Source organism: Acetobacter syzygii (genome assembly GCF_000964225.1).
Lineage (GTDB): Bacteria > Pseudomonadota > Alphaproteobacteria > Acetobacterales > Acetobacteraceae > Acetobacter > Acetobacter syzygii.
The window spans coordinates 1-18612 of sequence record NZ_BAMZ01000029.1 but is presented as its reverse complement, the minus strand read 5'-3'; the positions used below and the strand labels follow the sequence as shown (position 1 = coordinate 18612).

17 protein-coding genes and 1 pseudogene are annotated in these 18612 nt (G+C 58.3%); 7 read left to right on the top strand and 11 right to left on the bottom strand.

What is annotated here, in order from left to right:
• The 4 genes and pseudogenes from Absy_RS12635 to Absy_RS10815 form a co-directional block, all read right to left on the bottom strand.
• Window positions 1-207 (bottom strand): annotated as a pseudogene (locus Absy_RS12635) (hypothetical protein); the annotation flags it as partial.
• Window positions 208-357: 150 nt separating this feature from the next.
• Window positions 358-879: an iron transporter gene (locus tag Absy_RS10825; protein WP_048854774.1), complete on the bottom strand. Its 522-nt coding sequence runs from the start codon at window positions 877-879 to the stop codon at window positions 358-360.
• Window positions 880-934: 55 nt separating this feature from the next.
• Window positions 935-1756, bottom strand: coding sequence for an FTR1 family iron permease (locus Absy_RS10820; protein ID WP_048854773.1), 822 nt, complete (start codon window positions 1754-1756; stop codon window positions 935-937).
• Window positions 1757-1759: 3 nt separating this feature from the next.
• Window positions 1760-2104: a cupredoxin domain-containing protein gene (locus tag Absy_RS10815; RefSeq protein ID WP_048854772.1), complete on the bottom strand. Its 345-nt coding sequence runs from the start codon at window positions 2102-2104 to the stop codon at window positions 1760-1762.
• 89 nt (window positions 2105-2193) lie between these two features.
• Between Absy_RS10815 and Absy_RS10810 the strand changes: the two genes are divergently transcribed.
• Entirely contained in the window at window positions 2194-2724 is a 531-nt protein-coding gene (locus Absy_RS10810) for a hypothetical protein (protein WP_048854771.1), read from the top strand.
• Between the two features lie 81 nt (window positions 2725-2805).
• Here the strand turns inward: Absy_RS10810 and thiC are convergent, their stop codons facing one another.
• Window positions 2806-4674 (bottom strand): phosphomethylpyrimidine synthase ThiC, encoded by a 1869-nt coding sequence (thiC, locus tag Absy_RS10805; protein ID WP_048854770.1) that lies wholly within the window; start codon window positions 4672-4674, stop codon window positions 2806-2808.
• 472 nt (window positions 4675-5146) lie between these two features.
• On the opposite strand from thiC, the gene Absy_RS10800 reads away from it, so the two are divergent.
• A complete protein-coding gene (locus Absy_RS10800) occupies window positions 5147-6649 on the top strand; it encodes a sugar porter family MFS transporter (RefSeq protein ID WP_048854769.1) in 1503 nt (500 codons plus the stop codon).
• 114 nt (window positions 6650-6763) lie between these two features.
• Here Absy_RS10800 and accC read toward each other — a convergent pair whose 3' ends face one another.
• Genes accC through aroQ form a run of 3 tightly spaced genes read right to left on the bottom strand, consistent with a single transcriptional unit; the run spans window position 6764 to window position 9020 of the window.
• On the bottom strand, window positions 6764-8107 hold the full coding sequence (gene accC, locus Absy_RS10795) for an acetyl-CoA carboxylase biotin carboxylase subunit (protein ID WP_048854768.1): 1344 nt from the start codon (window positions 8105-8107) through the stop codon (window positions 6764-6766).
• A complete protein-coding gene (locus Absy_RS10790; RefSeq protein WP_048854767.1) occupies window positions 8107-8568 on the bottom strand; it encodes an acetyl-CoA carboxylase biotin carboxyl carrier protein in 462 nt (153 codons plus the stop codon). The genes accC and Absy_RS10790 overlap by 1 nt, the downstream gene beginning before the upstream one ends.
• Window positions 8565-9020 carry a type II 3-dehydroquinate dehydratase gene (gene aroQ, locus Absy_RS10785; protein ID WP_048854779.1) on the bottom strand — a complete coding sequence of 152 codons (456 nt, stop codon included), beginning with the start codon at window positions 9018-9020 and terminating at the stop codon, window positions 8565-8567. The genes Absy_RS10790 and aroQ overlap by 4 nt, the downstream gene beginning before the upstream one ends.
• Window positions 9021-9286: 266 nt before the next feature.
• Between aroQ and Absy_RS10780 the strand changes: the two genes are divergently transcribed.
• Window positions 9287-9895 carry a septal ring lytic transglycosylase RlpA family protein gene (locus tag Absy_RS10780; RefSeq protein ID WP_052945756.1) on the top strand — a complete coding sequence of 203 codons (609 nt, stop codon included), beginning with the start codon at window positions 9287-9289 and terminating at the stop codon, window positions 9893-9895.
• A gap of 22 nt (window positions 9896-9917) precedes the next feature.
• Here the strand turns inward: Absy_RS10780 and Absy_RS10775 are convergent, their stop codons facing one another.
• On the bottom strand, window positions 9918-11024 hold the full coding sequence (locus tag Absy_RS10775) for a YihY/virulence factor BrkB family protein (RefSeq protein ID WP_371263701.1): 1107 nt from the start codon (window positions 11022-11024) through the stop codon (window positions 9918-9920).
• A 382-nt stretch (window positions 11025-11406) separates the two neighbouring features.
• Here Absy_RS10775 and Absy_RS10770 point away from each other — a divergent pair, with 382 nt between their 5' ends.
• Together Absy_RS10770 and Absy_RS10765 are read left to right on the top strand one after the other, a co-directional pair.
• Window positions 11407-12537, top strand: coding sequence for a type III PLP-dependent enzyme (locus tag Absy_RS10770; protein WP_048854766.1), 1131 nt, complete (start codon window positions 11407-11409; stop codon window positions 12535-12537).
• A gap of 224 nt (window positions 12538-12761) precedes the next feature.
• Window positions 12762-13493, top strand: coding sequence for a YfdX family protein (locus Absy_RS10765; protein ID WP_245614823.1), 732 nt, complete (start codon window positions 12762-12764; stop codon window positions 13491-13493).
• A 99-nt stretch (window positions 13494-13592) separates the two neighbouring features.
• On the opposite strand, the gene ccmB is transcribed toward Absy_RS10765, so the two are convergent.
• Window positions 13593-14261, bottom strand: coding sequence for a heme exporter protein CcmB (gene ccmB, locus Absy_RS10760; RefSeq protein ID WP_048854764.1), 669 nt, complete (start codon window positions 14259-14261; stop codon window positions 13593-13595).
• On the bottom strand, window positions 14258-14956 hold the full coding sequence (gene ccmA / locus Absy_RS10755) for a heme ABC exporter ATP-binding protein CcmA (RefSeq protein WP_245614822.1): 699 nt from the start codon (window positions 14954-14956) through the stop codon (window positions 14258-14260). Before ccmA ends, ccmB begins: the two co-directional genes overlap by 4 nt.
• 240 nt (window positions 14957-15196) lie before the next feature.
• Here ccmA and acnA point away from each other — a divergent pair, with 240 nt between their 5' ends.
• Together acnA and Absy_RS10745 are read left to right on the top strand one after the other, a co-directional pair.
• On the top strand, window positions 15197-17890 hold the full coding sequence (gene acnA / locus Absy_RS10750) for an aconitate hydratase AcnA (protein WP_048854763.1): 2694 nt from the start codon (window positions 15197-15199) through the stop codon (window positions 17888-17890).
• A gap of 64 nt (window positions 17891-17954) precedes the next feature.
• On the top strand, window positions 17955-18608 hold the full coding sequence (locus tag Absy_RS10745; RefSeq protein ID WP_245614821.1) for an amino acid ABC transporter ATP-binding protein: 654 nt from the start codon (window positions 17955-17957) through the stop codon (window positions 18606-18608).
• Window positions 18609-18612 lie beyond the last annotated feature (4 nt).

Sequence of the window (18612 nt, the reverse complement as noted above, 5' to 3'; positions counted from 1 at the left end):
GGCCGGGTCCACCTCGGAGACCAGTGGGCCGGAATTGCCCAGACGACGGCGGTCCTGCTCCAGCTGCGTCTCCGCATTCTGTGCAAATGCCGATGTGCCTGAAAGGAGGGATAAAGCAAGAGATACAAAAATGGTTTTTGAAAAGGATCTGTTTTTTTTCGTGCGTCTGGACGGCGCGCAAAGCGAGGCCCGGCAGGGATTTTGCATGGGATGAAACCTATATGAGAATAATTATCAAAAACACTAATATGGGAATGGGGGGTAAGATAAACATGTTTTAATTGCAACCCAGCAATCCATACAAAAGGGCAGGGATATGGCAATATCCCTGCCCTTTTATGCAAATTTCAGAAAAAATTATTTCTGGGGGTAATTAAATGTAAAGGTTTCTGTGAACGGTGCCCAAAAGCCCGGGGTGCCGGTTTCTTTATCCGTGTGGTGCAGGAAGCCATTGGTTTCTGGCGAGCTGTAGCGGAACACAACGGTGTAGGTGCCCGGACCATCCATTTTTACATTGTTGGCGTAGTGTGCGCCATCTTTTGCAGTCATGGCATGGAGAACGCCTTCATTTTTCCAGTTGGAGTCCTTTTTGGTCAGGGTGTAGTCCACGCCAATGTAGGGAATCCATGCACCATCGGGAAAACCCCAGGGGTTATCAGCAGTTGCATGAACATCGGTTTCAAGGTGGATGGTGTCCTTGCCCATTGCCATGTCTTTGGGCATGGGGGCCATTTCCACACCGATCAGGTAGTTGGCGGCAATTTCCATATCATGGGCCTGCACGGGGCCACCAACGGGGTATTCACGCGCCATGGCCGGAGCAGCATAAGCAGCGGAAAGGGCGGTCAGAACGGAAAAGACTTTGAGGCAACGCTTCATTTCAGGTCTCTACGATCAAAGGTGCCAGCAGGCACAGGGTTGAAAAAGTGGGGTTTTATGGTGAGGAGGGGTGTGGGCGGGTGCGCACATAGCGTTCCGTTACCAACAGGCACGCAAGAGTCAGGGCCCAGACTAAAATCTGAATACCTGTTGGCCTGTCGGTGTAACCGGCAAGGGCTTTGGCGGTGCGGCCAGCAAGGCTGCCATCGGACAACAGCCAGGATGTATCCCAGATGTCGTATCCCAGTGCCGGAATCAGGTCATCGGATGCAAGCAGGGCCGCCGCCTGAGAGGCCATGCCTGCCGCCAGAATGGAAACAAGAATATTGGTCACGGCAAACAGATGCCGCAGGGGAATAATAATCAACCCACGATACAGCGCGTAAGACAGGGCAGCGCCACCGAGCACGCCCAGCAGGCCACCACTGAGCAGAGAAAACGCACCAACATGGGCAGATACGGCAATACCGTAAAGGAACAGCACCACTTCCATGCCTTCGCGCAGAACGGCTACGGCCACCACGGTTGCCATGGCTCCAAGTGAGCGACTGCCAGCGGAGACCGCAGCGCCCATCTGTTTCATTTCCTGCGCCAGTTCACGCCCGTGCCGTGCCATCCAGATGACGTGCCATGAGAGCATGAGAACTGCCACGCACAGGATTGCAGCAGAAAAAATATCCTGCCCATTGCCAGAAAACGCGGTGGAGAGCGCACCAGCAAAGGCTGCGGCAATGGCGGCGCCGGTCACACCAGCGGCAATGCCGCCAGCCACCCACCAGCCACGCCCGGCAATGCCGCGTGTTGCCGCGAGCACAATGCCAATAACAAGGCCCGCTTCCATAACTTCACGAAAAACAATAATCAGACTGCCAAGCATGGTTCAGGGCTTTGCTTCTGCGGTGACTGTTCCCTTGGCCTGATCGGGGTGGTAGTCATCAAAAAAAGTATATTGTCCGGGGTGTAGCGGGCCAGCATGAACACGAATTTTTGAGCCGGACACGATAATTTTTTCAAATTTCATGTCGTAGCTTTCCAGCTCGTCTGTTGTGCTGTCCTGATTTTCCAGTTCAATCATAAACCGCTCACCGGCAGGCACGCTCAGATGATCAGGTTCAAAATGATGATCTTTGAGTGTAAGGTGGAAAACGGTTTGCGCCTGAGCCTGGACGGGAGGAAAAACATATATCCCGGCTAAAAGGGGAAGGGCTGCAAAAAGCCGTTTCATTGTGTGGTTCTCCGCTTGTCTTGACTGTTTGGGTTAGTGAGAATCATTATTAAAGTCAATGTTTATACCGATCGGTGAATTGTAAACTCATGTCCAACCATCCTCTGGCTTTTATGCGCCTGCCAACAGAACTGCTTATGGCGCTCGATAGCCGGACGTTCCACTTCTGGTTCCAGCCGGTGCACTATCTGGTCAGAACGCTCCATATCCTGAGTATGGCTGGGTTTTTTGGCTTGGAAATGCTGTTTGCGCTGGCGGTTGTACAGCAGATGGAAAGGGGGGCTCTGGTTCAACTTTCCCGCTTTATGCTGCGTCCTTTGCATATCAGCTATGGCATAGCCATGATCACGGGTTTCGCCCTTTTCTTTTACGACCCGGTTCATATTGGCGCGCGGGCTTATATTACGCCCAAGTTGCTGGCTCTGGTCTTGTCCGGTGTGCTGGAATGGTATGGCCACAAAGCATTGTACTGGCCGATAATGAAGGGGCGGGACGATAAAGTTTCCTTGTGGTGCAAGGTCTTTTGCTTTTCCGCCTGTATGGTGTGGGTGGCGGTTATCGTGTTTTCGTGCCTCAATACCGAAGGCGTGCCCAAGGTCTTTTTGCGGCATTATTTTTAACGGATGGTCAAAAAATATGGAGAATAGAACGATCTATTCTCCATATTTATAAATATTCAGGGAGTTATACCTTAAAAGCCTTTATTCGGCGGCAACATACACCTTGCCACCGGCCTGACGGAACTCCTCGTTCTTCTGCTCAATGCCTGCAAGGCGAGCGGCATCTTCCTTCAGATCCTGACTGATCCGCATGGAGCAGAACTTTGGACCACACATGGAGCAGAAGTGCGCCGTTTTGTGTGCATCCCGCGGCATGGTCTCGTCATGGTAAGCGCAGGCCGTATCCGGGTCGAGCGAGAGGTTGAACTGATCCTCCCACCGGAAGGAGAAGCGCGCACGGCTCAGGGCATCATCGCGCAGTTTGGCACCGGGGTGGCCTTTGGCCAGATCGGCGGCATGGGCGGCAATGCGGTAGGTGATCACGCCGGTTTTAACATCGTTGCGGTCTGGCAGGCCAAGGTGTTCCTTGGGGGTTACGTAGCAGAGCATGGAGGTGCCAAACCAGCCGATCATGGCTGCACCAATGGCCGACGTAATATGGTCATAGCCCGGAGCAATGTCGGTCGTTAACGGACCAAGCGTATAGAACGGGGCCTCATCACATTCACGGAGCTGCTTGTCCATATTCTCCTTGATCTTGTGCATGGGCACATGGCCCGGCCCTTCGATCATGACCTGGCAGCCTTTGGCCCAGGCAATTTTGGTCAGTTCGCCCAGCGTTTCCAGCTCGGCAAACTGGGCGGCATCATTGGCATCGGCAATGCTGCCCGGACGCAGGCCATCTCCAAGTGAGAAGGATACGTCATACGCACGCATGATATCGCAGATATCTTCAAAATGTTCGTACAGAAAGCTCTCGCGGTGGCCGTTCAGGCACCAGCTTGCCATGATTGACCCCCCGCGGGAGACAATGCCCGTTACGCGGTTGGCAGTCAGCGGTACGTGCTGCAGGCGCACACCGGCATGGATGGTAAAGTAGTCCACGCCCTGTTCGGCTTGTTCAATCAGCGTATCGCGGAACACTTCCCAGTTCAGTTTGCTAACATCCCCGCCTACTTTTTCCAGCGCCTGATAAAGCGGCACTGTGCCAATGGGGGTTGGGGCGTTGCGCAAAATCCAGTCGCGAATGTTGTGGATGTTCCGGCCGGTGGACAGGTCCATGACCGTATCTGCACCCCAGCGAATGGACCAGACCAGCTTTTCCACCTCGTCTGCTGCGGAGGATGTAATGGCCGAGTTGCCAATGTTGGCGTTGACCTTGACCAGAAAATTCCGGCCGATCACCACAGGTTCAAGCTCGGGGTGGTTAATGTTGGCCGGAATAATGGCGCGGCCACGGGCAATTTCCTCGCGCACAAATTCTGGGGTCACAAATTCGGGCAGGGCGGCGTTAAAGGAGTTGCCGTCCTTCAGTTGTGCCGCGGCGTCATCCAGCGCTTTCTGGCGGCCCAGATTTTCGCGGTGGGCCACATAGATCATTTCTTCGGTAATGATCCCGGCCCTGGCGAACTCGTACTGCGTAACAGGTTTACCCTCGACCCCTTTAAGCACCGTATGCGGCGCAGGGCAGGGCTGGACCAGATAGCTGCCCTCGGCCCCACCATTATCTTCGGGGCGGATGGAGCGGGGGGTCGTGGCGGTCAGGGCACGCTTGGCCAGCCATGCGCTGCGCAGCTTGGGCAGGCCGGTGCGGACATCGATCTGCGCATTCTGGTCCGTGTAGGGGCCGGATGTATCGTACACGCGCACGGGTGGTTCGTTGGCAGATGGGTCCAGTGCGATCTCGCGGAACGGCACGCGGATGTCCGGATGCCCTTCGGGGCTGGAATAGACCTTGCGGGAGCCACGGATTGGCCCCGTGGTGACCTGCCCCGGTGCGGGGGCTGCCGTGTTGGCGGGCTTGGGGTTGCCGCCCTGTGTGGGTGGTGCTGTTGTGGTGGTGGCAGACATTGCAAAGTCTCCTCAGGCGCGAGGAGGACAGGCCCGGAGTAGGAGACAGCCATTGCTGGCAACACCATGCCAGTCAGGCAGGGCGTCTGTTCCTTACAGGCACCAGTCCCTCCGCCGGTATGAGCCGGATCAGGTTCCCCGCCAGAACCGTATGTTGCTGGCGGCAGGGTCGCCACGGAGCCTTCTGGTGCAGAAAGCGTAAAGTGGCCTCTCAGTTCCTTATCCGGAACCCCCCTTGGTTATGTGCAAGCAGATAGCCAGAGGTGTGCCTGTGTCAAGCATTTACACCAATATGTGACCACATACCGGGGGCGGAAGCAGGGTAGGAGGAAGGGGGACCGGGCAGGATTCCGCCTTGTCAGGGCGTGGCTTTGACCAGCAGGTCATGCGATGGCACGCAGGATCCCATTTATTATAATAAATAATAAATAGTAAGATATGCAAGTTTTTTCGACTATGTCATGATTGTGTCATGCAGACAGAAAGAAATAAAACGCTTGATGCGGTAAAAAATCTGGAAATATCTCCACGTGCTCACTACGTTTTATGGATAGCGGCGTTTGTGTCTGCCATATGCGGCGGTCTTTACGGATACGACACGGGAATTATTTCTGGCGCACTTCTCCTTATTACCAAGGACTTCCATTTAACCTCCGTGCAGGAAGAAATGGTCACATCGGCCATTCTGGTCGGGGCTGTGGTGGGGGCCATTGGTGTTTCGTGGTTTTCCGAACGGTATGGCCGGCGCATTTCGGTCATGCTGGTTACGGCTGTTTTTGTGCTGGGGGCGGTTGCCTGCTCTTACGCTTCCAGCGTGACCATGCTGGTGATCGACCGTGTGTTTCTGGGCTTTGCGGTCGGTGGGTCCACACAGGTGGTGCCGACCTATATTTCGGAACTGGCTCCTGCTGCCAAGCGCGGTAATCTGGTCACCCTGTTCAACGTTGCCATTGGTGTTGGCATTTTTCTGGCCAACCTTGTGGGCTTTACCATGCGCGATGCGTGGGGGTGGCGGCCCATGATCGCCATTGCCGCCATTCCTGCGGCGGTGGTGTTTGTGAGCATGTTCTTCCTGCCCAAAAGCCCCCGCTGGGTGGCAGAGAACGAGGGCATGGTCTCCGCTGTCAAACAGCTTGGGCGTGTGCGCACATCCCGCAAGGTTATCCAGCGTGAGATTACGGAAATCCGCAAAAACGTTCTGGGTATGGATGAGGATGAACGGGGCTGGAAAGGTCTCAAGCTTCCGTGGGTTCGCCCGGCACTGGTCGCCGCACTGGGTATTGCGTTCTTTACGCAGGCCGGTGGTCTGGAGATGATGATTTACTATACCCCTACCTTCCTGTCGGATGCCGGGTTTAATAGCTCATCAGCTCTGCTGACCAGCCTTGGCGTGGCCATGGTTTACCTGATTATGACCCTGCTGGGCTGCCTGTTTGTGGACCGTATCGGTCGCCGCCGTCTTGTGCTGATCATGGGGCCGGGTTCCGTGCTCAGCCTGCTTGGGCTTGGCATTGTGTTTGCCCTCCACCCGGACAAGGGAAGCATGGGGAGCTGGATGATCGTTGTGTTCCTGCTGCTGTTCATGGTGTTCAACTCTGGCGGTATTCAGGTTGTGGGCTGGTTGCTGGGTGCGGAGCTTTTTCCCTTGCCCATGCGCGCGGTGGCGACCAGCCTCCATGCCGCAGTCCTGTGGGGGGCGGATCTGCTGGTTACGGCTACGGCGCTCTCGCTGGTGCAGCTTGTCTCCCTTGGTGGCACAATGTGGATTTATGCCGGGGTTAATCTGGCATCGGTCATTTTTGTTTACTTCTGTGTGCCAGAAACAAGCGGGGCCACGCTGGAAGATATTGAAATGGCTCTGCGCGATGGGGAATTTGTTCCCAAAGCCGAAAATAACTACGCCATCCCCCAATATACCGACGTGGAGGAAGATGGTCCGGCCCAGCCGACAACACCGGTGGGCAGTGCTGCCTGAACGGCAAAAAAGCTCCAACGCCCCGTGGGCTGCCAAGCCTGAGGGGGCATAAAAAAGGCCGGTCCATCTGCTGGACCGGCCTTTTTGTATGGGCTGTTCTGGTTGGTGTACGGTTTACTGCGCACGCGCCATAAACTGTTCCAGCCAGTGGATGGTGTAATCCCCGCTCTGAAAACCCGGGTCTTCCAGAATGGCGCGGTGGAGTGGAATAACGGTTTTAATCCCTTCCACAACAAACTCGTCCAGTGCCCGCTGCATACGCGCAATCGCCTGTGCACGGGTGGGGGCATGGACGATCAGCTTGGCGATCATGCTGTCGTAGTAAGGGGGAACGCGGTAGCCGGTGTAAAGCGCGCTATCCACCCGCACACCCAGCCCACCCGGCGGGTGGTACACTGCCACCGTGCCGGGGCAGGGGGCAAAGGTGGTCGGGTCTTCGGCATTAATGCGGCATTCAATGGCATGGCCGGAGAAGGATACATCCTCCTGCGTGTAGCCAAGCTTTTCGCCTGCTGCCAGACGGATCTGCTCGCGGACCAGATCCACATCGCACACCATTTCTGTAATGGGGTGTTCAACCTGTAGGCGGGTGTTCATTTCAATAAAGCAGAACTGCCCATCCTGGTACAGGAACTCTAGCGTGCCCGCATTACGGTAGCCCATGCGCGCCAGCGCCTCGGTGGCCGTGCGGCCAATGCTGTCGCGCTGTTCGGCGGAAATGGCGGGCGAGCCTGCCTCTTCCAGCACTTTCTGGTGGCGGCGCTGGAGCGAACAGTCCCGTTCGCCAAAATGCACCACGTTGCCGTAGTTATCGCCCAGAATCTGGAGTTCGATATGGCGCGGGCGGTCCATGTATTTTTCCATGTACACCGCATCGTTGCCAAAAGCCGCGCGGGCTTCGGTACGGGCCATGCTCCATGCGTCGGACAGTTCTTCGGCGGAGTGGGCCACTTTCATGCCGCGCCCGCCGCCACCAGCAGCGGCCTTGATCAGCACGGGGTAGCCAACACGGCTGGCGACCTCATGGGCTTCTTCCAGATTGGCCAGTTCCCCATCCGAGCCGGGGACCAGTGGCACACCCAGGGCAAGCATGGTGGTTTTGGCGGTAATCTTATCGCCCATCATGCGGATGTGTTCCGCCGTTGGACCAATAAAGACCAGACCGTGGGCTTCCACCGTTTCGGCAAAATCCGCGTTTTCGGAAAGGAACCCGTATCCGGGGTGGATGGCTTCCGCCCCGGTTATGGTCGCGGCAGACAGAATGGCCGCCACATTCAGGTACGAATCGCGCGAGGAGGCCGGGCCAATGCACACGGCCTCATCCGCCAGACGCACATGCATGGCATCGGCATCAGCGGTGGAATGAACCGCCACGGTTTTGATCCCGAGTTCCCGGCAGGCGCGCAGGATACGCAGGGCGATCTCGCCACGGTTGGCGATAAGGATTTTGGAGAACATTACTCGATGATGGCAAGCGGCTGACCAAATTCGACCGGGTCGCCCGAGGCAACCAGAATGGCCTTGAGCGTGCCACCCTTGGGCGCTTTGATCTGGTTGAAGGTTTTCATCGCTTCAATCAGCATCAGGGTCTGGCCTGCAGTCACGATCTGTCCTTCGCTGGCAAACGGCGGGGAGGACGGGTCGGGGGTCAGGTAAGCCACGCCAACCATGGGGCTGGGCACCGCACCCGGATGGCGGGAGAGGTCGGCCGGAGCCGCGCTGGCTGCCGGTGCAGGGGCTGCTGCAACCGGGGCTACGGCTGCCACCGGTGCGGGGGCCGAAGCCTGCACGGTTGCGGGAGCACGGGCAACACGAATGCGGCGGTCATTTTCAGACACCTCAATTTCGGTCAGTCCGGTTTCAGTCAGAATATCAGCCAGAGCCCGAATGGCATCCGCGTCCACGAGCAGTCCGCTCATTGGTCATCCTCATCCAGAATAAGATCAGTCATTGCCTGCAAGGCCAGAGAATACCCCCCAACTCCCAGCCCGCAGATAACGCCGGTAGCGGCGCGCGAAACGTAGGAGTGATGGCGGAATGGCTCGCGGCGGTGAATGTTGGAGATATGGACCTCGATTACCGGCAGGTCCGTAGCCAGCAGTGCATCCAGCAGGGCGATGGAAGTATGGGTATACCCTGCGGGATTGATAATAATGCCTTTGGCCCGTTTGCGGCACTCCTGCACCCAGGAGATCAGCTCGCCTTCAATATTGGTCTGGCGGAAATCTATGGCCAGTCCAAGTTTTTCGGCGGTCTGCAGGCACAGCTGTTCCACGTCGTCCAGCGTTGCCCGCCCGTATACTTCGGGTTGGCGCTGGCCAAGCATGTTCAGGTTGGGGCCGTTCAGGACAGCAATGAGAGGTCTTTCCATGACAAACGGGGCCGTAGCACGATGCGCCCGCGTATCCAAGAGAAAGCGGTGCGAAAAGTGGGTTCACCTCCTCCAATCGCGCTTTTTAGCCTGTGGAGGGGGGCGGAAGGGGCTGTATGGGCTTGGCGGGTGCCCGTCATATTTTTGCCACGCCAGTGGGCAATATGGGGTGGGCTACCCCATGTGCCCGCCAAAAAAGGTTGCCTTTGGGGGGCTAAAGCGCCCATTAAGGTCGGGTCTATCACAGAAACGGAGTAAACAGGCGGATGTCAGCCCTGCGCCGGGCACTTCTTGGAAGTGTGTTTGTTACAACCTCACTGTTCGCGCATCCTGCGGCCCATGCGGCTGCGGTTGATGCTCAGGGTGGTACTGCCTGGGCCGAATCCGTGCATAAAGCACTGGCGGCTAACGGAATGCAGGATGTGGCAGACGCTGGCACGGGTTCTGTTTCTGGCCGCGATGTTTCTCAAAAAGGGATGGCAAGCTGGTATGGTGGACGCCACCACCTGCGCCGTACATCCTCCGGCTCGCGGTTTGATAAAAACCGCCTGACCGCAGCCCACCCCACAGCCCCCCTTGGCAGCAAGCTGCTTGTAACATCGGAAGAAACCGGGCGCTCCGTTGTGGTTACGGTCAATGACCGTGGGCCATATAGCCGGGGGCGGATTATTGACCTTTCGCAGGCTGCGGCGGCCAAACTTGGGATGCTCAATTCCGGTGTGGCGCATGTGAGTGTGCAGACCGCCACGCCAGAGGAAGTTGCCGCCGCACCGGAAGATGCGGCCAGCCCAGCTCTGGCGGCCCCTGCCAAAGCCACCGCAGGCAAGCGTGGGCGGCCCCTGCACCTTCAGCGCAAGCGTTTTGGCCACCCGTAACGGGGGATAACAGGGCCGCTGCTTACAGGTCTGTATGAGGGGCCTGTATGCAGTCCTTGGGGGTGGCTGGTTTGCTGGCCAGCATGGCGTCGGTTTCGGGCGGTTGAATAAGCCCAAGGGCATAGCCCTCCATCTGGGCATTGAGTTCCGCGCCCATCAGCACGACCCATGCGGTCACAAAAAACCACATCATAATCGCAATAAAAGCGCCAAGCGGCCCATAAGTGGCATTGTAGCTGGCCAGATGCGCCACGTAATAGGAAAAACCGAGCGAGGCCATAATCCACGTAATGGTGGATGCCAGGGCACCGGGCAGCACCCAGCGCCATTGTGTGTGCCGTTTGCGGTCCGGCCCAAAGCGGTACAGGGCGGATAGGGCCAGTGTTTCAAAGGTAAACATGACCACAGGCCCACTCCAGCGTGCCAGAAATTCAATGGAGCCGGGTGGGGTGGGAATGTGCAGGATGGCGGGAAGCGCCAAAAGCAGCGGCATGGCCACCAAAAGTGCGAGTGTAAGCACCGCCCCCAGAATGCCAGACAGGGTCATGGCAAAGGCCGTGGCCTGAAAGACCAGAAAATTCCGGTTTTCCCGCGTGTTGTAGGCAATATTCAGAGCAGACAGAATGGAGCGCGTAGCCGCGGAGGCCGACCATAACGCCACGGTCAGCGAGATGATCAGGTTCATGGTCAGGGAGGATGGGGGCTCCGCGACCAGTGTTTGCACCCGGTCATATAGCAGGTTGAAGGCGCTGGGGGGCAGCAGGTTGCGCAGAATATCCATCTGCGGGGCCACGGTCTGTACATCAAACGCCAGCCCGTAAATGGAAATCAGGGCGCTGATGGCCGGGAAGAGCGAGAGGGTGGTATAGAATGCACACCCGGCCGCTACCAGTGTGGTGGGGCCAAAAACAAGGTTTTTGGCCGTGTTGGACGTAATGGTCTGCCAGTCCTTGCGGCTCATGGCCCACGGGCTTGCAAAGCGGAGCCTGGCTGGGTGTGTGGGAGCGGTCTCCCCCGTATGGGGCGCAAGGGAAGAGCGGTCTGACTGCCAGAGAGCCTGCATGAATTCAGAAAGATCCTTGATCTGTGGTTTTGCCCGGTCAAACCGGGCGGTCCACGTGCGCACCATGGTCGGCCACAGGTCTGTGGCCGGGTGGAGTCTGGTGGGGTTTACTTCACAATGGGGCGCACAAAGTCTTTCGTGGAGAAGCAGCAGGAAAGCGTGAAGTAACCGTAACTGGCCCAGTCTTATCGGGGGTTGGGGGCACATGCCAAGTTTTTTTGTTTTATCGGGATTTTTTACTTGCGCTTGTGTTGGTTTGGCCTCATATCCACGCCCCTACGCAGCAACGCACGTGCCACTGGCCCTCTGAGGTTACGCAACGACGTCAAGCGTTCTGGCTAATCGGGACTCCTTTGTGGGTCTGCCTTTCGCTGGTCCGTTAGACCGTTTCGCAACGTCCTTCTCTGCTCTTGATAGGTGGGGAAGCCTGAACTGGGGGAGTGGGGATATGAATCCCAAAATCACCCGTTTTCTTGCCGAGCAAAAACCGGCAACGCCCTGCCTTGTCGTCGATGTCGATCAGGTGGAAGCCCGCTACCGTGCACTGGGCAAGGCCCTGCCGCTGGCGCGCATTTATTATGCGGTCAAGGCCAATCCGGCCATGCCAATCCTGACCCGTCTTGTGGGGCTTGGCTCCTGCTTTGATGCGGCATCGTGGGAAGAGGTCTCCCTTTGCCTGGAAGCCGGAGCAGACCCGGATTCCATCTCTTTTGGCAACACGGTCAAAAAAGTGTCGGCCATACAGGCTGCCTACAAGGCTGGCGTACGCATGTTTGTGTTCGACTGCCGCGAAGAGCTGGAAAAAATTGCCCAGCACGCGCCGGGGAGCCGCGTATATTGCCGCCTGCTGGTGGATAATTACGATGCGGAATGGCCGCTCTCACGCAAGTTCGGCACCACGGTGGAAGCTGCGCGCGACCTTATGTTGCAGGCCCGCACGCTGGGGCTGGACCCGTATGGTCTGTCTTTCCATGTGGGGAGCCAGCAGCTTTCGGCAGAAGCATACGAGGCCGCGATTGCCCGTGTTGCCAGCCTGTTTACGGACCTGAGCGCTGCTGGTCTGGACCTGCGCATGATCAATCTGGGTGGCGGATTCCCCATTCGTTACCGCGAGGATGTGCCAGAGATCGACCATTTTGCCGGAGCCATCTGCCGCGCCATGACCGAGCATTTTGGCAATGCCCTGCCGGAAATGCTGGTGGAGCCGGGCCGCTTTATTGTGGGTGAGGCTGGCGTTGTGCGGACCGAGGTCGTGCTGGTGAGTGCTCGCGGTCGGCAGGATGGGCCGCGCTGGGTGTATCTGGACATCGGGCGGTTTGGTGGTCTGGCGGAAACGGAAGGCGAATCCATCCGCTACGCTATTCGCACCGCGCGGGATGGTGCGCCTACGGGGCCAGTAGCTCTGGCAGGTCCAACCTGCGATGGGGCGGACATTCTGTACGAAAAAAGCCATTACGACCTGCCGCTTGACCTGTGCTCTGGCGAGCAGATCGATCTGTTGGGCACGGGGGCCTATGTATCCACCTACTGCTCAACCCGCTTTAATGGGTTTGCCCCATTGAGCGAACATTACATCTGACCCGTAGGGTCTGTGGGTTCCCATAGGCCTTACGGCACAATTTTTTGCCCTCCCTGCCCCCGGCTGTTCCGGTCTGGTGCAGGGAGGGTTTTTTTTATGTGCGCCGCCCTTGTTGTAAAGGCAGCCCTGTATTGTGCGCGCAGCCCTTTGCAGCACGCCCGATGCGCTTAACAATCAGCGCAGACACAGGCCCCATGATCGGGGCTTGGGTAAAGGGAGTTATCATGACACGAATGGGTATGCTGCTGGGTACGGCTCTGGTGGCAATGGCTGCTGTAACACCTGCCTTTGCACAGCAGGCACCAACGGGTGCAGCCACGTCCAACGCGGTTGCACAGTCTGCTGCAACGCAGGATTTCAGCCGCCTTTCCGACGATGGCAGCATGGCGTTCGAATATCTGTCCCTCGCTCGTAACGCCATTTATGATGGCGATCTGGCTGGCGCCAAGGCGCTTATTGCCAGCGCCCAGCAGGCGTTGGCTACGGCGCGCTCGGATAATACCGCCTTCCAGAAGGCCGCAGCGGAACTGATGCCGAGCAAAACCGGCCAGACCCGCCCCCGGCCGACTGCTCCGGCTACGCAGCAGGTTGCATGGTTGCCCATCGATGGGGAACTGGTGCTGAACGCCAATGCGGAAGAAACACCAGAAAAAACTGCCGTAGTGGCCGCAGCCAACCGGCACCTTAAGTCCGGCAATCCGGCCCGTGCGGCGGAAGTGCTGCGTGTGACCAGTGTGGATGCGGATTACGTTATTGCCGCTGTGCCGCTGGAACAGGTGACGCAGGATGTTGCCCGCGCCGCCAAACAGATTGGCAAAGACCCCTACAAGGCCAGCGAAGCCCTGCGCGACGCGCAGGAAGCCGTGCGTTATGCCTCGGTGGATATTCAGGCTGTATCCAACAGTGCTTCTGGTGCCAGCGCCAAGGCGCCTGCGGCAGCAGCACCCGCCAAATAACGGCGTACAGGGCCGGTCCGGCGCATGATGCCGGACCCGTTTTGCGTAAGGGGATGGTGGCCATGGTCTGGCTCCATCCCTTTTTTGCGTTGTGGCGGTCTATTCTGCGGCAGCCCGCAACCCCGCACCTGCGGCCAGCGGGCACAGGGGCAGGGTGCCAGCCACAAAAGCGCCAAGCAGTTCAAGGTCGGGCTGCCATGGTAGCCCGTTGGAGGCCGCATCAATGGCAGCGGCACCAAAAATAAGTGCAGGGGTTGCCAGCGGCAGGGTCAGCAGGGGCAGCAGCACACCACCACGCCGTGCGCCCAGCACAATGGATGCGCCCATGCCCCCGATGAGCGAGAGCACAACAGAGCCCAAAAACAACCCTCCCAGCAAAACTGGCAGGGCGGAAGAGGGCAGGCCCAGCATAACGGCCAGTGGCACGGCAGCCAGCAGCAGCGGTACGCCGGTGGTCAGCCAGTGGGCGGTAATTTTGGCAAGGGCAACAAGGGCTGGGGGCAGGCCCAGCAGGAGCAGCTGGTCGAGCGATCCATCCTCCAGCTCCGCGCCAAACAGCCGGTCCAGTGGCAGCAGTGCTGCCAGCAGCGCGCAAACCCAGATAATGCCCGGAGCCATATGGCGCAAAAGCTCGGGTGAAGGCCCAAGTGCCAGCGGGAACAGTGTTGCGGTAACAACAAAAAACAGCACCGCTCCCAGCGTGTCTGCCCCGTGGCGCAGTGCCAGCCGCAGGTCCCGCATGACAATGCCCCAGAACAGCCGGTTCATGCCTCGTCTCCTTCATAGGCGGCAAAAGACCGTGGGTCTGTTGCGCCGGGCAGGTCCAGTGCGCAGCTATTATCCAGCGGGAGCGGCACATGGGTGGTGGCAATGAGCACACCACCACGGGCGCGGTGTGCCGCCATGGCGTTGCCCAGCAGGGTGATGGCCGCCGAATCCAGCCCCAGACTCGGCTCATCCAGCAACCACAGGGGCGCTTGGGCCAGCAGCACGCGGGCCAGAGCCGTGCGCCGCTTTTGCCCGGCGGACAGCAGGCGGGCGGGCAGGTCGGCCAGAGGCAGCAGGTCCATGGCCTCCAGCGCTTCGGCCATGCTGGCTCCGGGGCGGGCAAACAGGTGCAGGTTCTCGGTTACGGTCAGGCCGGGTTTAAGGGCATCCTGGTGCCCAATGTAGGCTACGCGCTCTGCATGGGCGGCGCGGTCATCAAAAATCGACTGTCCCTGCCATGCCAGCGCCCCCGAATCCGGCTTGCGCAGCCCGGCCAGCACACGCAGCAGGGTGGATTTGCCTGCACCATTGGGGCCGGTCAGCAGCATGGCATCCCCCGCGTTCAGCCGCAGGCTCACACCATCCAGGACCAGACGGTCCCCGCGGAAAACGCATAGGTCATTGGCCTCCAGCAAGGAAGCGGCGGTTAAAGCAGGGCCGGAAGAGGGGGCGGCACTGCTGTAGGGCTGGCTCACGGAGATGGGACTTCTCCTTTTTGTTACCGTAATCACACAAAAAGCGGGATTGCTCGCGCGGTCGTGGTCACTCCCCCGCTTGTGCCTTTTATCTGTGCCGGTATGTTCTAGCCCCAACGGGATATCAAGCCGGTTGTCCGAAGAGCGGACACGCACGCAGCGCCGTGCGGAACAATACGGAACACAACGGTGTCCTGAACGCATCACCAGCCATCGGCTGTGATCGGGGAGAAAGCGACGATGAAATCGGTTGGCCACGACTCACTCAAAACAGGCCGCACCCTTGAGGTTGACGGCAAGACCTACCACTATTTTTCCATTCCCGAAGCGGCAAAAACCATTGGCGACGTAAGCCGCCTGCCGGTTTCGCTCAAGGTTCTGCTGGAGAACATCCTTCGGTTTGAAGATGCGCGCTCCTACAGTGTGGATGACGCCAAGGCCATTGCTGGCTGGCTGCCCAAGGGCAGCAGCACAAAGGAAGTGCCCTTCAAGCCCTCACGCATTCTTATGCAGGATTTTACCGGCGTTCCCGGCGTTGTGGACCTTGCGGCCATGCGCGACGGTATTGTGAACCTCAAGGGTGACCCGCAGAAGGTTAACCCGCTGGTGCCGGTCAACCTTGTGATTGACCATTCCGTGATGGTGGATTTTGCCGGGACCGATGAAGCCCTGCAGGAAAACATTACCCTTGAGTTCGAGCGCAACGCGGAACGCTATGCCTTCCTGCGCTGGGGCCAGGAAGCGTTTGAGAACTTCTCCGTGGTGCCGCCCGATACGGGTATCTGCCATCAGGTGAATCTGGAATACATTGCGCAGGTGGCATGGACCGCCAACGTGGGTGGCAAGGATTACGTTTACCCCGATTCGCTCTACGGCACGGACAGCCACACGACCATGATCAACGGTCTGGGCGTTCTGGGCTGGGGTGTTGGCGGGATCGAGGCCGAAGCCGCCATGCTGGGCCAGCCCATTGCCATGCTTATTCCCGACGTGATCGGTTTCAAGCTGGTTGGCAAGCTGCCAGAAGGGGCGACCGCTACCGATCTGGTGCTAACCGTAACCCAGATGCTCCGTAAAAAGGGTGTGGTTGGCAAGTTTGTGGAATTCTTTGGCCCAGCCCTTGACCACCTGCCCGTTGCCGACCGTGCAACCATTGCCAACATGGCCCCCGAATACGGTGCAACATGCGGCTTCTTCCCCGTTGATGAGCTGACGCTGGACTTCCTGCGCCAGACCGGCCGCGACGAACACCGCATTAAACTGGTTAAGGAATACCTGCAGGCGCAGGACATGTTCCGCACCGAAAAAACGCCAGAACCCGTCTTTACCGACGTGCTGGAACTGGACCTGAGCACGGTTGTGCCATCCCTTGCTGGCCCCAAGCGCCCGCAGGACCGCGTGGAACTGAAGAATGCCACCACGGCGTTTGAAAAAGAACTGACCTCCTCCCTTGGCGTTCCCGCTGCCGAAGCTGATAAAAAAGTTCCGGTCGCTGGCACCAATTACGAGCTGGGCAGTGGCGATGTGGTCATTGCGGCCATTACCTCGTGCACCAACACCTCCAACCCTGCCGTGCTTATTGCGGCTGGTCTGGTGGCCCGCAAGGCGCGCGCTCTGGGCCTGACCCCCAAGCCGTGGGTCAAGACCTCGCTCGCACCGGGTTCGCAGGTTGTGACCGACTACCTCAATCGCTCCAACCTGACCGAAGACCTGGACGCCATGGGCTTCAATACGGTTGGTTACGGCTGCACAACCTGCATTGGTAACTCTGGCCCACTGCCGGGCAACATTGTGGACGCGATTGAAAACAACAACCTGGTTGCTGTTTCCGTCCTGTCTGGCAACCGTAACTTTGAGGGTCGTATTTCCCCCAACGTGCGGGCCAACTACCTTGCCAGCCCGCCGCTGGTGGTCGCCTACTCGCTGCTGGGCACCATGCGCAAGGATATTACAACCGCACAGCTGGGCACCTCCAAGGATGGCAAGCCAGTGTACCTGAAGGACATCTGGCCCACCAACAAGGAAATTGCCGACCTGATCGCTTCTTCCATCACGCGGGAAGAGTTTATCAAGCGCTACAGCAATGTGGGCAAAGGCACCAAGGAATGGCAGGGCCTCAAGGTTGCCACCGGGTCTGAAACCTACAAGTGGGACCCCAAGTCCACCTACGTGCAGGATCCGCCTTACTTCAAGGACATGGCGGTTGAACCCACGGCTCCGGGCAACATCAGCGGTGCGCGTATTCTGGCCCTGCTGGGGGATAACATCACCACCGACCACATCTCCCCTGCCGGTTCGATCAAAAAGGACAGCCCTGCTGGCCGGTACCTGATGGACCATGGCGTGGAACCCAAGGACTTCAACTCCTATGGTTCGCGGCGTGGGAATGACCGGGTCATGGTACGTGGCACGTTTGCCAACATCCGCATCAAGAACGAAATGGTGCCGGGTACGGAAGGTGGCTATTCCAAGCATTACCCCGATGGCAAGGAAGGCGCGATTTATGACGTGGCCATGGAATACAAGAAAGAGGGCGTGCCTCTGGTTGTATTCGGTGGCAAGGAATACGGCATGGGCTCCTCGCGCGACTGGGCTGCCAAGGGCACCCTGCTGCTGGGCGTCAAGGCTGTTATTGCGGAAAGCTTTGAGCGTATCCACCGTTCCAACCTTGTAGGCATGGGCGTTCTGCCGCTGCTGTTCAAGGAAGGCACCACCCGCCAGACCCTCGGTCTGAAGGGGGATGAGGTGATCAGCCTTTCCGGAATTGACAAACTCACGCCCCGTATGGACGTGATTATGACAATTACAAGAAATGACGGTTCCAAGCAGGAAGTACCGCTGCTTTGCCGGGTCGATACTCTGGACGAGGTAGAGTATTACAGGCATGGTGGCATCCTTCAGTACGTCTTGCGAGGGATGACGAAAGCTGCCTGAGAACCCTTCCGTTCAAGGTGAACGTCTTATTGCCGACCCGGTGCAGACCGGGTCGGTTTTTTCTATGAATGACCCCGTTGTTCTGAGTGCGGAACATCTGCACAAGGACTTTGGCGAGGGGGATATTCTGTGTGGTGTGTCCATGCAGGTCCGCAAGGGGGAGCTGGTGTCCATCATCGGTCCTTCTGGCTGCGGTAAATCCACCTTTCTGCGGTGTCTCAATTTTCTGGAAATTCCCGATCGTGGCACCGTTACGGCCATGGGGGTCACCATTGAACGCAATGGTGGTCCGTGGCGTCGGGCGGACGAGCATCTGGCTCATCGGCTGCGGACCCATGTGGGTATGGTGTTCCAGAGTTTTAATCTGTTTCCGCACCTGAGTGTGCTGGATAACGTGATGCTGGCCCCCCGTGTGGTCAAAGGCGGCAACGCCGAGGCCAACAGGGAAGAGGCCATGGCCCTGCTGGAAAAGGTCGGGCTGGCCAAGGTGGCCCAGCGTTACCCGGTGTCTCTCTCTGGTGGGCAGCAGCAGCGTGCGGCTATTGCCCGCGCATTGGCCATGCGCCCCGAGATCATGCTGTACGACGAGCCAACCTCCGCCCTTGACCCCATTGTGGCCGAGGAAGTGCTGAACGTCATGCGCACGCTTGATGATGAAGGCATGACCCAGATCATTGTTATGAATTGCCCCGGGTTTTGTGGAGACGTTTTTATCTGAACTA

Coding starts and splice junctions, on each gene's coding strand:
- Absy_RS10765 (WP_245614823.1), top strand. CDS start 12,762: ATGACACGAATGGGTATGCTGCTGGGTACGGCTCTGGTGGCAATGGCT.
- Absy_RS10815 (WP_048854772.1), bottom strand. CDS start 2,104: ATGAAACGGCTTTTTGCAGCCCTTCCCCTTTTAGCCGGGATATATGTT.
- Absy_RS10780 (WP_052945756.1), top strand. CDS start 9,287: ATGTCAGCCCTGCGCCGGGCACTTCTTGGAAGTGTGTTTGTTACAACC.
- acnA (WP_048854763.1), top strand. CDS start 15,197: ATGAAATCGGTTGGCCACGACTCACTCAAAACAGGCCGCACCCTTGAG.
- ccmB (WP_048854764.1), bottom strand. CDS start 14,261: ATGAACCGGCTGTTCTGGGGCATTGTCATGCGGGACCTGCGGCTGGCA.
- Absy_RS10825 (WP_048854774.1), bottom strand. CDS start 879: ATGAAGCGTTGCCTCAAAGTCTTTTCCGTTCTGACCGCCCTTTCCGCT.
- Absy_RS10770 (WP_048854766.1), top strand. CDS start 11,407: ATGAATCCCAAAATCACCCGTTTTCTTGCCGAGCAAAAACCGGCAACG.
- Absy_RS10790 (WP_048854767.1), bottom strand. CDS start 8,568: ATGAGCGGACTGCTCGTGGACGCGGATGCCATTCGGGCTCTGGCTGAT.
- Absy_RS10810 (WP_048854771.1), top strand. CDS start 2,194: ATGTCCAACCATCCTCTGGCTTTTATGCGCCTGCCAACAGAACTGCTT.
- Absy_RS10745 (WP_245614821.1), top strand. CDS start 17,955: ATGAATGACCCCGTTGTTCTGAGTGCGGAACATCTGCACAAGGACTTT.
- thiC (WP_048854770.1), bottom strand. CDS start 4,674: ATGTCTGCCACCACCACAACAGCACCACCCACACAGGGCGGCAACCCC.
- accC (WP_048854768.1), bottom strand. CDS start 8,107: ATGTTCTCCAAAATCCTTATCGCCAACCGTGGCGAGATCGCCCTGCGT.
- Absy_RS10800 (WP_048854769.1), top strand. CDS start 5,147: ATGCAGACAGAAAGAAATAAAACGCTTGATGCGGTAAAAAATCTGGAA.
- Absy_RS10775 (WP_371263701.1), bottom strand. CDS start 11,024: ATGGTGCGCACGTGGACCGCCCGGTTTGACCGGGCAAAACCACAGATC.
- Absy_RS10820 (WP_048854773.1), bottom strand. CDS start 1,756: ATGCTTGGCAGTCTGATTATTGTTTTTCGTGAAGTTATGGAAGCGGGC.
- aroQ (WP_048854779.1), bottom strand. CDS start 9,020: ATGGAAAGACCTCTCATTGCTGTCCTGAACGGCCCCAACCTGAACATG.